Raw genomic sequence first — 12,280 nt, forward strand, 5'->3', positions numbered from 1 at the left:
CGAACAGTCATCAGGGCGCGTGGGACGCCCCACAGATCAGACGCCAAATACATGGCCGCACCCGGCCAGATGCCGAAATCACAAACCCCTTATCACGCGGGCGCCATCCATACATGGTCCCAGGACCATGGCGAGCGCAGCTGCACGGTGTTTTTGTTCAGGTCAGGGGACGGTAGCCAACGTCGTCGATCATCTTCCTGATAGGCACGGCCAGCTCGGGGTTCACGCGCAGCGCCGATTTCGTTGATGATCGCAGCAGGCTGAACCACGCGCAGAGCGGCGCGATTGAAACCTTCAGGCTGTCTTCGATCAGGCCTTGCCAGAGCTTGCGGATCATCACTCGTCCGGCTGCCCGGAGCCAGGGCCTGCCGCTCTATCTCAAATGCGCAGCTCCAGCATGGCCTCGCCATAAGCCTCCTGCAGGTCCCGCAGCTGCTTCTCATACTGAGCGTGGATGTCGAGCGGATTGGCCTGCAGTGAATTCTCCATGCCCCGCCTGACATCATCTACCCAGCTTTCGATCTCAGAAGGGCTGAGGTCGAAGGAGCGGCTCGCCTCCGGGACAGTGGCCTTGCCCAGGATGATCTCAGTGACCAGAGCCGTTTTACGCGTCGCCGTCCAAGAGCTTGATGCTGTCTTCCATCGTCATACTCATGACTATCCTGCTCCATTATAGCCTGAGCAGAAATTCAGTCGGTCGATACAACGGTTCTGCGGGTGCGCAGACATCTCGGACACGGGCCTTAGCCTGCAATGTCTCCAGGGGGGGAGCCGACTTCTGCGGCTGTCGGCGTGATCGTGTCCACGACTGACCCGCAAACCTGTGACTTCCGCGTTCGTCCCTGTTCGGTTGCGCGGGGAGGCTCAGTGCAGTGTCCCAGGCCCCTGCAAAGAGTGTACCACCGAAGCCTGACATACGGCACCGGCGCGAGCGGGCCCGGCAGCGCGGAAACAGCGCCTTTCGTGCGGAATATACCGCTCGGACAGCCCGGCGATAACAAAACTGTATTTGTCCGAACGAGCCGCAGAGATCTAGATTTTTAAAATAACGTTTCACACAGTGAAATAATTCACACTGCATGCTTTCATTCAAAACAAGGAAACCCCGTGATGTCGGATCTGGAGACATTCCTGAGGCGGGTCGAGGCGGACTGGCCGCAGATCGCGGCTGCGACCGTGACCAACCGGCTCACTCTGCTGTACGGCTGCCTGGTGAATATGAAAGTGGCCGGGGGCGAAAGCTTTGCCGTCACCTTTCTGCAGGACCGCCTGATCGTCACCCCCGGCGCAGATCTGCGGCCCAATGCCGTGGTGGAGATGTCGCAGGCGGACTGGCAGGATGTCCTGAGTGGTCGGGCAGGCATCATGAGTGTGATCGTGGCAGGCCGTTGCCCCTATCCCAAACACCACCGCATGCCGATCGCCAAGCTCAGCCTGGTGCTTCAGACCCTTGCTACGATGGAGCTGTCGTCGTGATGACCGATTATACCCGCCAATTATCCGAATGGGCCGCCGGACTGCGCTATGAAGACATCCCCGATGACTGCATCGCGATGGCAAAAGAGCAGCTGCACAACGTTCTGGGCGCGATCTTCCTGTCGACCGAGGCAGAGTCTGCGCGCAACCTGATTGCGGCAGTTCAGGATTATGAGGCCGCCGGGCCCTGCACTGTGATTGGCACCGGCGAGAAGATGACCCCCGTCGGGGCTGCGGTGGTCAACTCCTTCGCCGCGCAGCTTTTTGAATATGAAGACTGGGTACTTGCGTCACATGCCGGGGCCTCGGTCCTGCCGACGGCGCTGGCGGTTGGTGAGGCGGCAGGCTCTGACGGCCGCGCGGTTCTGACCGCGATTGTGATCGGCAATGAGTTGGCCGGCCGCACGGGGCGGGCCATTCTGCGCGGCGCTTACCTTGGCAATTCGCTGCCGAACCATCAGGTGGATACCTCCTTCATCGCGTCGAAGCTTCTGGGGCTTGATGCGGAAGGGTTTGAAAATGCGGTCGGACTCAGCTGCTTCATGGCCATGGAAAGCTGTCCGGTCGGCTTCCTGACGGATGCAAAGGGTCTGATCAACAGCCTGCCTGCGCAGGTGGGGATCACCACGGCCTATATGGCGCGGCGCGGGTTGAAGGGCAGCCGCGGCACGATCGAACATCCTGCGGGCTATTTGTGGACGGTCTCAGAAGATGTTGACCTGACCCAGCTGACCGTCGGTCTCGGCGAAGACTGGGTGATCCGGTCGCTGCGCAGCAAACCTTATCCGATCTGCGGCTATAACATTGCGGCCATTGAGGGCGCGCTGATCCTGCGCCGGCGTCATAACATTGATCCGGCACAGATTGACAGTGTGACGGTCTATGCCCCGGCGTCGACCCTGTTTGCCGGCACCCGTTTTCACAGTCTGCAGCCCGATGTGTTCACGCAGTATGAACAGGGCTGCGTCACCCATATGCCGCTGCTGTTCGACGTGCCCTATCCGGTCGCCGCAGCCCTTTATGACGGCACTCTGACCCCTGACCAGTTCGCGCATGAAAAGATCATGGATCAGGCCATCCGTGACCTTGCATCGCGGGTCACCCTGCGCGTCGATGAGGGACTGAACACCGCCTATTACAACCAGTTCAAATTCGGCTCCCGGATCGAGATCACCCTGAAGAGCGGCGCGCATCTGGTTGAGACGGTCGAAGATATGCCCGGCTCTCCCGCGAACCCCTTTGACGTGCGTGAAAAATTCATCCGCGGCGCCACGCGCTTTATGTCGCAAGAACGCGCGCAGGAGGCGTCGGCGCTGATTGACCGACTGGAGACTTCAGATGTCCGCATGCTGATGGCTGCGCTCTGCCGCTGAGCCATTCCCGCATAAAAGCCCGACACGGTATGGAGGAGAACACGATGAAGACCCGAAACTTCCTGATGATCGCCACGTCCTGTCTTGCAGGGATGGCGGGATCTGCGCTCAGCGCGCAAACCAGATCCCTCGTCGTTGCCGAGGTGAATGACGTCACGACCTTTGACCCGCACCAGGCGACGGATAACACCACCATCTCGATTAACGATCATATCTTTGAAGGTCTGGTCGCTCTGGTCGAAGATGGCAGTTTTCAGCCGCGCCTGGCGGAAAGCTGGACCATTTCGGACGATCAGCTGACCTGGACGTTCAAGCTGCGCCAGGGGGTCAAATTCTCGGACGGAGCGGATTTCAACGCGGCTACCGTGAAAACCAACATCGAGCGTATCGTGGATCCGGCCTTCGGCTCGCCGGGTCGGGCACGTCTGAACCTGCTCGAAAGCACCGAGGTGGTGGATGACTATACCGTCGCCTTCAAAACCAAAGTGCCGTGGCCGGCGTTGATGGACGGGCTGGCCGGGAACTCCACGCGCATTCTCAGCCCCAGGGTTCTCGGCTCTGATACCGACGTGAACAAAACACCGATCGGGACCGGACCCTTTATGCTGGAAAGTTCACGACCGAACCAGGGCACGACCCTGGTGGTGAACCCCGGCTATTGGGGGGATGCGCCGAAGCTGGAGAAAATCACCATCACCACCGTCCCCGATGCCGCCGTTCGAGCGACCCTGCTGCAGGCGGGCGAGATCGATTTGGCGCTGAAGGTGAATCCTGAAAACGTCGCCACCCTTGAGGCAGATCCGGCGATCTCGGTGGCGAAATCACCGAGCACTTTCTCGGTTTTTTACATGTTCAACATGCGCGAAAAGCCTTTTGACGATCCCCGCGTGCGCAAGGCGCTGAACATGGCCATTGACCGCGAGGCCATTGTCGGCAGCCTTCTGCAGGGCGCAGGGATCGTGCCGCGCAGTATCTTTGCAGGCTCGGTCCCTTACCGGGTCGAACTGCCGGCGATTGAATATAATCCCTAGGCGGCAAAGGCTTTGCTTGCCGAAGCGGGATATCCCGACGGGCTGGACGTCACGCTCTGGACCTCACCGCGCTATCAGAAAGACCGCCAGATCGCGGAAGCCGTGCAGGCCTATCTTCGCCAGATTGGTGTGAAGATGACCGTCGATATGGCGGACTGGGGCACCCACTGGCAGCGCATCAATGCCAAAGAGGGCAAGGCCGGAATGTATCTGCTGGCCACCACCATTTCCGAAGCGCCCTACCGTCTGGAATGGAACTTTGGCCGCAATGCCGGCGGATACTGGGGTGGATACGGCAATGAAGAATTCCGGAGCATCCTGGATGAGGCCGGGCAGACCCTGGACAAAGATGTCGCAGCCGAAAAATTCGCGAAGCTGCAGGAAATGGTCTGGAATGATAACGCCTACATGTTCCTCTACGACCGTGTCCTGATTAACGCCCAGGACAAAAACCTGGAGAACTTCTGGATCAACGGCCGCGAAATCTGGAGCGCATTGCGCGCTGAATTCAAAGAGTAGCCGACGGCCCTTTCCCCGCAGATCCGTGAGCCAGCCGGAGACACCGACATGCTTTACGCCATCGCCATGCGCCTGCTTGGTCTGCCTTTCATGCTGCTGGCACTGGTCACGGCTGCCTTCCTGCTGGTCCGGATCATCCCTGGTGATCCGGCCCTGCTGATGGCAGGCGCCGATGCCACACCCGAACAGGTAGCCGCGCTGACGGTGCGGCTGGGCCTCGATAAATCGCTTCTGACGCAATATCTGATCTATCTCGGCAATGTGCTGACCGGAGACATGGGGATCTCGCTGCGCTCGGGGCAGCCGGCGCTTGGCTGGGCGCTGGACGCCCTGCGCTACAGTGCGACCCTGGCGGTGGTCAGCATGCTGATCGCCATTCTGGTCGGGGTGGTTCTGGGGGTTCTTGCCGCGCTGAAACGCGGCACGGTGCTGGATACTCTGATCGTGGTCATCTCACTGGCCGGGGTTTCGATCCCGGCCTATCTCAGCGCCATGCTGCTGATCCTTGTGTTCGGCGTCTGGATGAAGCTGGTGCCGATTGCCGGGGCCACGACACCGCTGCACTTTGTGCTGCCCTCCCTCAGCGTGGGTCTGATCATGGCGGGGCAGCTGGCCCGGATCACCCGCTCAGCGATGCTGGAAGTGCTGTCGCAGGATTACATCCGTACGGCCAAGGCCAAAGGCGTGTCCGAACGCATCCGCATCTTTAAACACGGCCTGCGCAATGCGGGCATCCCGATCCTCAGCGTGGCCGGCGAGCAGTTCGGAAGCCTCTTCGGGGCAGCCGTCATCACTGAGACAATCTTTGCCATCCCAGGCCTCGGGCGGCTGCTGATCGAGGCGATCAACTGGCGGGACTATACGCTGATCCAGGCCTGCATCGTCGTCTTCGGCGCACTTATCATTCTCGTCAATCTGGCCACTGACATCGCCTATGCGATCGTGGACCCCAGGCTGCGCAACTGAGGAGACGGGCATATGCGTATTCTCAAACAGCTGCTTCGCCACAAAAGCGGTCTGATCGGCTCGGTGATTACCCTTCTGATCGTGCTGCCGATTGCGCTCGCACCGCTGATCTACAGCTATGACGATGTGATCAATATGAACCTCGCCCAGGTTCTGCGCCCGCCGTCACTGGAGCATCCGCTTGGCACCGATGAGCTGGGGCGCGATCTGATGGGGCGGCTGCTGTGGGGCGGACGGGTCTCGCTCGTGCTCAGCAGCGTCAGCGTCGCCATCGGGCTGGTGGCCGGGGTGACGATCGGGGTGTGTGCGGGCTATTTCGACGGGCCGCTCTCCTGGCTGACCATGCGCTGCGTCGATGCGATGATGACATTTCCCCGCATGCTGGTGGCGCTGTTCGTCATCACCGTGATGGGGCAGGGGGAGGTCAGCCTCGCCATTGCTGTCGGCATTTCGACCATCCCGATCTTCGCACGGCTGAGCCGGGGCTCAACCCTCGCGCTGCGCGGCATCGCCTATGTTGAGGCCGCGGGCGCAATCGGGGCAAGCCACAGCCGGATCCTGCTGCGCCACATCCTGCCGAATATTCTTTCGCCGCTGCTGGTTCAGGCGACGCTGGCCTTTGCCTCTGCCGTCATCCTGGCCGCCGGTCTGAGCTTTCTGGGAATGGGTCCTGCACCGCCCACGCCGGAATGGGGCGCGATGACCGCCGAGGCCCGCAGCTATCTGGTCACGGCTCCGCATATCGTTCTGGCACCTGCAGTTGCCGTTTTGCTGCTGGTGCTTGGGTTCAACCTTCTGGGCGATGCTCTGCGCGACATCATGGATCCGCGTCTGACCCAGGAACGCCACTGATTTTAACCGCATAAGGACGCATGACATGCCTGGTCCTCTGAGTGAAACCTTCCGTGAGCTGGCGGACATCTGGCCGCGATATTCTGAGTTGCTGGTCAGCTATCGTCTGTCGCCGTTGTTTGGCCATGACATCGAGCTTAGTGTGGAGGGCGGAGAGACGCTGTTTATCCGCGCCGAAAAAGACCGCCTGGTTCTGAGCGACAGGCTGGGACACGCCCCCGAAGCTGTTGTCGCGATGAGCGCTGTGGACTGGGACGACGTGTTGTCCGGGCGCATCGGCATCGTGGGCGTGATGTTCGCCGGACGCTGCCGCTATCCGGTGCACCAACGCTACATCATCAGCAAGCTCAGCATCGTTTTGCAGTCGCTGCTGACCATCCGGAGGATCCCGGCATGAAGCATACTGAAAATCTGTGCAACTGGGCCTGTGGCCTGCGCTATGAAGACATCCCTGAGGATGTCATCGACAAGGCCAAAGAGCAGCTCTACAGCATCATCGGCGCCTCCGTTCTGGGCGCGCGAAGCCAGGCCGGACGGGCCGCCATCGCCGGACTTCGGGCCATGGATGAGGGCAGCGCCTGCGCGATTTTTGGCAGTAATGAACGCGCCTCAGTGGCCAATGCGGCAATGGCTAACTCCTTCCTCGCGCAGATCTTTGAGTTTGAAGACTGGGCGGTTTATTCGCATTCGGGCGCCTGCGTGGTGCCGGTCGCGATGGGGATGAGTGAGAAGCTCAACAAAACCGGCCGCGACCTTCTGGTGGCGCTTGTGATCGGCAATGAGATCGCCGGGCGCACGGGCCTTGCCATCCAGCGCGGCGCACATGTCGGCAACTCGATGCCCAATCACCAGGCGGATGCCGCGATCGTCGCAAGCCGTCTGCTGGGCGCCGGTCCGCGCGAAATGGCGGGGGCTGTCGGTCTGTCGTGCTTTATGGCGATGCAGCCGGCACCGGTGGGCTACCTGACCGATGCGAAGGGGCTGATCAACGCCTTCCCGCTCCATGCCGGGATCACCGGAGCGCTTCTGTCGCGGGCAGGGGTGACGGGCAACCGGGACGTGCTGGAACATCCGGCGGGCTATCTGGCAAGCGTGTCGGAATATCTGGATCTCAATGAGCTGGCCGAGGGGCTCGGGGACCGCTGGGTGCTGCGGACGCTGCGCTCCAAGCTGTATCCGATCTGCGGCTATCACATCTCGCCCATTCACGCAGCGCTGCAGATCCGGCGTGAACACAACCTCTCGGCTGACGACATTGAAAGCGTCGACTGCTATGCCGCCGGGGTGACGCTTTATGCGGGAAGCCGTTTCCACACGCTGGAGCCTGATCTGTTCACCCGGATCGAGCAGGGCGATGCCACCCACGTGCCTCTGCTGTTTGATGTGCCGTTCCCGATGGCCGCGGCTTTTGTAGCGGGAGAGCTGACACCGCGCCAATATGGCATGGATTATATCCGCTCGCCTCAGGTACGTGATCTGGCAGGCCGGATCCGGCTGCATGTGGATGCGGAGATGCACGCGGCGTATTACCGCTGGGAATACGCCGCCCGTGTGGTCGTAAAAACCCGCGACGGCCGCAGCCTGAGCGCCGAGGTGAGCCAGATGCCCGGTGCGCCGGGACATGAATTCAATGTGCGTGCCAAGTTTGAACAGGCTCTGTGCAGCATCGCGCCGGAAGACCGCGTGCGCCGGGCCGGAGATCTGATCGGGGATCTGGAAAACCAGGCGACAGTGACAGACCTGCTGACGGCACTTCGCCCGGATGCAGAGATGCTGTGCGCGGCGACAGCGGAGGGGGCAGGTCTTGACGCAACTGCTGAAAGTTGACGCCCTGCGCACCTGTTTTGCAACACCGTCGGGGGTTTTCCCGGCGGTGGATGGTGCCTCGTTTAGCCTGCCTGCCGGTGAAACACTGGCGATTGTCGGGGAATCCGGATCTGGAAAAAGCGTCACCGCGATGTCGATCCTGGGGCTGATCCCCTCACCGCCGGGCCGGGTCGAAAGCGGGCGGATCCTCTTCAAAGGCCATGATCTGCTGAGCCTGACTGAGCCGGAGATGCAGCGGATCCGCGGCAATCAGATCTCGATGATCTTTCAGGAGCCGATGACCGCTCTGAATCCGGTGTTCACGGTTGGCAGTCAGATCCGTGAAGCGATCCTGCTGCATCAGACCCGTGATCCGGCCGAGGCCCGGGCGCGGGCGGTGGAGATGCTGCGGCTTGTCGGGATTGCAGATCCTGACAGGCGCTATGATCAGTTCCCGCACCAGCTCAGCGGAGGCATGCGCCAGCGCGTGATGATTGCGATGGCGCTGTCGTGCAACCCTGATCTTCTGATCGCAGATGAGCCGACCACCGCGCTCGACGTCACAATTCAGGCCCAGATCCTTGAACTGATGCGCGATCTTCAGCGCCGCTTTGGCACGGCCGTGCTGCTGATCACCCATGATCTGGGCGTGGTTGCGGAAATGGCGGACCAGGTGATTGTGATGTATGCGGGCCGGGTGGTTGAACGGGCTGCGGTGGCGGAGCTGTTTGACCGGCCACTGCACCCCTACACCGTGGGCCTGCTGCGGGCGATGCCGGTGCTGAATGACAGGGCCGGCCGGCTGATCCCGATCGAGGGGACGGTGCCCCCGCCCGACCGCCTGCCGCCGGGCTGCCGCTTCGCCCCGCGCTGCGCGCATGTACGGGAGATCTGCACGCGCAAAGATCCGGCGTTGTCGGATCAGGGGGCGGGCCATGAGGTTGCCTGCTGGCTGCATCTTGACTACGCTGATATGGGGAACCCGTCATGACCGCCGTCGTCGCAGACCCGCCTGTCATTGCCGTCCGCAACCTGACCCTGCATTTTCAGACCGGCAGCTTTCTGAGCGCATATCGCAGCCCGCCCGTGCGCGCGGTCGAAGATGTCAGCCTGACGCTGCGCCGGGGTGAAACACTGAGTATCGTGGGCGAAAGCGGCTGTGGCAAAACCACGCTCGGACGCATGATTATGCGCCTTCTGCGCCCGACCGCCGGCACGGTGGAGCTGAACGGACGCGACATCACCGCACTGAAGGGCAAACACCTGCGGGCCCTGCGTCAGGACATCCAGATGATCTTTCAGGATCCGTTCTCGTCGCTGAACCCGCGCATGACGGTGGGGGACACCATCGCAGAGCCGCTGGTTATCAAGGGCGTGCGAGAACCGCAGCTCTCAGCCAGGGTCTCGGAAATGCTGGGGATGGTCGGGCTGAGCGAGGCGCATAAAGCGCGCTTTCCCCATGCGCTCAGCGGAGGGCAGCGCCAGCGCGTCGGCATTGCGCGGGCGCTGATCCTGGAGCCTGAAGTCGTGGTCTGCGATGAAGCGGTCTCGGCCCTGGATGTGTCGGTTCAGGCACAGATCCTCAATCTGATGCAGGATCTGCAGCAGATCCTGGGGCTGACGTATCTCTTTATCTCGCATGACCTGGCGGTGGTTCGTCACATCAGTGACCGTGTCGGCGTGATGTATCTGGGTCGTCTGGTCGAGATTGCCGATAAAGAACAACTGTTCTCATCGCCCGCGCATCCCTATAGCCGCGCGCTGATGGCCGCAGTGCCGGTGTCCCACCCGTCACTGCGCCGGCCCGTAACGCCCCTGGAAGGCAATGTCCCCTCGCCGCGCAATCCGCCGCCCGGATGCGCCTTCCATACCCGCTGCCCTCTGGCCAGGAGCATGGGAAACCCTGCGCAGTGCCACACGGCAGTCCCCGCCCTGCGCGATATAGGTCCAGCTCAGCAGGCCGCCTGCCACTTCGCCTGATCCCCATCACGCTGAGGAGACGCTGATGACACAATCTTTTCTGACGGAACCTGCCCGCGACATCCCGGTGACACACCGCCCTGACGTTCTGGTGGTGGGAGGCGGTGCTGCGGGGATCGCTGCGGCCTGTGCGGCAGCGCGGGCGGGCTGTAGTGTTCTGCTGACCGAACGTTTCGGATTTCTGGGTGGCACGCTGACGGCGGTGACGCTGGGCGGAATGTGCGGCGGATACGGCAATGGCTCGGACGGTCTCTTTGAATTGGTGGGTGGAATTTATGCGCGTATCTGTGAGCGGCTGTTCCGGCTGAACGGGGCATTGCCGGTACGCCGCTCGGCGCGGGTGCACGCTTTGCCCTATGATCCTAACCTCATGAAGCTGGTGACAGAGGAGCTGTGCCGCGAACATGGAGTGGAGCTGCTGTATCACACCAGCGCGGTGGCCGTTCACAGCACCGAAGACCGGATTACGGCAGTGGTCCTGGAAAATCGGGGCGGGCGCTCTGCCGTGATCCCCGGGATGGTGATCGATTGCTCGGGGGACGGCGATATCGCAGCCTTTGCCGGCGCAGAGTTCGAACTGGGTCACGACGGCCACACGCAGTTCAGCTCTTCTATGTTCCGTGCGTCTAATGTCGACACCGCGGCTTTCTCGCGCCTGACGCGCGAGGATATGCGGGCGATCCTGGAAAAGGTCAGCGCTGCCGAAGGCGAACTGCCGCGCACGGCCGTTGCCCTCTATCCCGGTCCGGTTGCGGGAATGGTGCATTTCAACGCAACCAAACTGGCCCGCCCCGACGGCACGCCCTTTAATCTGACAGACCCGGCCGAACTCACTGAAGCGGAACAGGAAGGCCGCCGCCAGGCCTACCGCTACCTGGATGTCGCCCGGCGCCATCTGCCCGGGTTTGAAAAGGCACAGATCGCAGACATTGGCCCGATGGTCGGCATCCGGGAGACCCGGAGGATCACCGGCGATTACATTCTGACCGAAGAGGATGTCCTCAATTGCGTGAAACCCGCGGACACCATTGCCTGCAGCGCCTGGCCGGTGGAAATGCACGCCCCCGGCCGGGGGACCATCTGGCGTCACCTGCCCGATGGGGATTACTATGGGATCCCCTATCGCAGTCTGACCGTTAAGGGCTTTGCCAACCTGTTGGTCTCCGGACGTAACCTGTCGGCAACGCAGACGGCGCAGGCCTCGGCCCGGGTTTCGGCAACCTGCTTTGCAATGGGAGAAGCGGCTGGTATGGCGGCAGCCATGGCGCTCGGCACAGGGGGAAACAGTCGCGCAGTGTCGGTTCCCGCGCTGATCGCTGACCTGACGGATGCCGGTGCGGTGCTGCACCCGATCGTGACGTGACGGCGAAGGAGATCAGATCAGGGCGGCGTTGTGAGTGTCCAAGGGAAGTTCTGTCAGGTGTGAGGTGAAATGCCAAGTTATGAACCCATCAATGCCCTTGTCCGCGGACTGACCGTGCTTGAGGTCATGAGCACGCAGGAAGCATTTTCGGTCAAAGAACTTCACGCCCGCACCGGGATGCCAAAGCCCAGTCTGATCCGGATCTTAGAGACGCTGATTGCGACGGGCTACATCTCAGCATCCGGCGATCCCTTGCGCTACCGGCTGTCGCCGCGCTGTCTTTTGCTGAGCAGCGGAGTCAATCGTGTCTCGGTGCTTGTGGACCGCATCACCCCGCTGCTGAGCCGCTTTCAGTCCGAGATCCGCTGGCCGTCGGATGTGGCCGTGTTTGACCGCGATGCCATGGTGATCGCCGCGACCACGCGCCGACCGGGGATGCTGAGCATCAACCGTCAGGTCGGTTCGCGCGTGCCGGTCGCGACAACCGGCGTGGGCCGGGCCTATCTGGCGTTCCTCCCCGAACCGCAGCTGATGGAGAGCCTCCAGACCCTGCGCGAGCTGACCGCAACCCCTGCCGACGTCAACGGCTTTATGGATATTCTCGCTCAGGTGCGCGTGCGTGGCTACTCGGTCAGCGACCAGGAACATCACCCCCGCGTGCGTACCATCGCGGCACCCATTTTCGATGAAGGGGGGGTCGTTGCGGCGATCAACATCATCGCATTATCTGAGGTGATAACCATCGCCGAACTGGAAGATCAGTATGGCAGCCAGCTGACCGAGCTGGCAAAAGAGATGTCGGTCAGGCCCGGTTGTTCGGGTTGAGGCTCTGCTCGCGGCGTATCCGGCGGTAATTCCTGTCTCAGACGTAGGCTCAGGACCTACTAAATTGCTTGCGGTAGCGAAAAATCATT

At 61.7% G+C, this 12,280-nt stretch carries 12 protein-coding genes and 1 pseudogene; 11 read left to right on the forward strand and 2 right to left on the reverse strand.

Going from position 1 to position 12,280, the window contains the following annotated elements; all coding sequences use genetic code 11:
• Positions 1 to 157: 157 nt before the first annotated feature.
• Positions 158 to 337 (reverse strand): hypothetical protein, encoded by a 180-nt coding sequence (locus tag EG244_RS19290; protein ID WP_124966791.1) that lies wholly within the window; start codon positions 335 to 337, stop codon positions 158 to 160.
• Positions 338 to 378: 41 nt separating this feature from the next.
• Entirely contained in the window at positions 379 to 597 is a 219-nt protein-coding gene (locus tag EG244_RS19295; RefSeq protein ID WP_325050406.1) for a transposase, read from the reverse strand.
• Between the two features lie 513 nt (positions 598 to 1,110).
• Between EG244_RS19295 and EG244_RS20570 the strand changes: the two genes are divergently transcribed.
• From EG244_RS20570 to EG244_RS19350, 11 genes and pseudogenes are all read left to right on the forward strand, one after another.
• On the forward strand, positions 1,111 to 1,476 hold the full coding sequence (locus tag EG244_RS20570; protein WP_158617373.1) for a hypothetical protein: 366 nt from the start codon (positions 1,111 to 1,113) through the stop codon (positions 1,474 to 1,476).
• Positions 1,476 to 2,849 (forward strand): MmgE/PrpD family protein, encoded by a 1,374-nt coding sequence (locus EG244_RS19300; RefSeq protein ID WP_158617374.1) that lies wholly within the window; start codon positions 1,476 to 1,478, stop codon positions 2,847 to 2,849. Before EG244_RS20570 ends, EG244_RS19300 begins: the two co-directional genes overlap by 1 nt.
• 92 nt (positions 2,850 to 2,941) lie before the next feature.
• A pseudogene (locus tag EG244_RS21180) lies at positions 2,942 to 4,399 on the forward strand (ABC transporter substrate-binding protein).
• A gap of 48 nt (positions 4,400 to 4,447) precedes the next feature.
• Positions 4,448 to 5,365: an ABC transporter permease gene (locus tag EG244_RS19315; RefSeq protein ID WP_124966795.1), complete on the forward strand. Its 918-nt coding sequence runs from the start codon at positions 4,448 to 4,450 to the stop codon at positions 5,363 to 5,365.
• A gap of 12 nt (positions 5,366 to 5,377) precedes the next feature.
• Positions 5,378 to 6,217, forward strand: a complete 840-nt coding sequence (locus EG244_RS19320; RefSeq protein ID WP_124966796.1) for an ABC transporter permease — start codon at positions 5,378 to 5,380, stop codon at positions 6,215 to 6,217.
• Between the two features lie 25 nt (positions 6,218 to 6,242).
• A complete protein-coding gene (locus EG244_RS19325) occupies positions 6,243 to 6,614 on the forward strand; it encodes a hypothetical protein (RefSeq protein ID WP_124966797.1) in 372 nt (123 codons plus the stop codon).
• On the forward strand, positions 6,611 to 8,044 hold the full coding sequence (locus EG244_RS19330) for an MmgE/PrpD family protein (protein ID WP_124966798.1): 1,434 nt from the start codon (positions 6,611 to 6,613) through the stop codon (positions 8,042 to 8,044). Before EG244_RS19325 ends, EG244_RS19330 begins: the two co-directional genes overlap by 4 nt.
• Complete coding sequence (locus tag EG244_RS19335) at positions 8,022 to 9,014, forward strand: ABC transporter ATP-binding protein (protein ID WP_325050405.1); 993 nt, start codon at positions 8,022 to 8,024, stop codon at positions 9,012 to 9,014. Before EG244_RS19330 ends, EG244_RS19335 begins: the two co-directional genes overlap by 23 nt.
• Positions 9,011 to 10,003 carry an ABC transporter ATP-binding protein gene (locus tag EG244_RS19340; RefSeq protein ID WP_124966800.1) on the forward strand — a complete coding sequence of 331 codons (993 nt, stop codon included), beginning with the start codon at positions 9,011 to 9,013 and terminating at the stop codon, positions 10,001 to 10,003. The genes EG244_RS19335 and EG244_RS19340 overlap by 4 nt, the downstream gene beginning before the upstream one ends.
• A 25-nt stretch (positions 10,004 to 10,028) precedes the next feature.
• Positions 10,029 to 11,366, forward strand: a complete 1,338-nt coding sequence (locus tag EG244_RS19345) for an FAD-dependent oxidoreductase (protein WP_124966801.1) — start codon at positions 10,029 to 10,031, stop codon at positions 11,364 to 11,366.
• 69 nt (positions 11,367 to 11,435) lie between these two features.
• The gene (locus tag EG244_RS19350; RefSeq protein ID WP_124966802.1) at positions 11,436 to 12,191 is read left to right on the forward strand and encodes an IclR family transcriptional regulator; all 756 of its coding nucleotides are present in this window, start codon (positions 11,436 to 11,438) and stop codon (positions 12,189 to 12,191) included.
• The last annotated feature ends 89 nt before the right edge of the window (positions 12,192 to 12,280 follow it).

The organism is Falsigemmobacter faecalis (assembly GCF_003863335.1).
GTDB classification, from domain to species: domain Bacteria; phylum Pseudomonadota; class Alphaproteobacteria; order Rhodobacterales; family Rhodobacteraceae; genus Wagnerdoeblera; species Wagnerdoeblera faecalis.

What these genes read in the sequence shown, in the direction of transcription:
- EG244_RS20570 (WP_158617373.1), top strand. Translation starts at nt 1,111, where the DNA reads ATGTCGGATCTGGAGACATTCCTGAGGCGGGTCGAGGCGGACTGGCCG.
- EG244_RS19330 (WP_124966798.1), top strand. Translation starts at nt 6,611, where the DNA reads ATGAAGCATACTGAAAATCTGTGCAACTGGGCCTGTGGCCTGCGCTAT.
- EG244_RS19290 (WP_124966791.1), bottom strand. Translation starts at nt 337, where the DNA reads ATGATCCGCAAGCTCTGGCAAGGCCTGATCGAAGACAGCCTGAAGGTT.
- EG244_RS19340 (WP_124966800.1), top strand. Translation starts at nt 9,011, where the DNA reads ATGACCGCCGTCGTCGCAGACCCGCCTGTCATTGCCGTCCGCAACCTG.
- EG244_RS19320 (WP_124966796.1), top strand. Translation starts at nt 5,378, where the DNA reads ATGCGTATTCTCAAACAGCTGCTTCGCCACAAAAGCGGTCTGATCGGC.
- EG244_RS19325 (WP_124966797.1), top strand. Translation starts at nt 6,243, where the DNA reads ATGCCTGGTCCTCTGAGTGAAACCTTCCGTGAGCTGGCGGACATCTGG.
- EG244_RS19315 (WP_124966795.1), top strand. Translation starts at nt 4,448, where the DNA reads ATGCTTTACGCCATCGCCATGCGCCTGCTTGGTCTGCCTTTCATGCTG.
- EG244_RS19345 (WP_124966801.1), top strand. Translation starts at nt 10,029, where the DNA reads ATGACACAATCTTTTCTGACGGAACCTGCCCGCGACATCCCGGTGACA.
- EG244_RS19350 (WP_124966802.1), top strand. Translation starts at nt 11,436, where the DNA reads ATGCCAAGTTATGAACCCATCAATGCCCTTGTCCGCGGACTGACCGTG.
- EG244_RS19300 (WP_158617374.1), top strand. Translation starts at nt 1,476, where the DNA reads ATGACCGATTATACCCGCCAATTATCCGAATGGGCCGCCGGACTGCGC.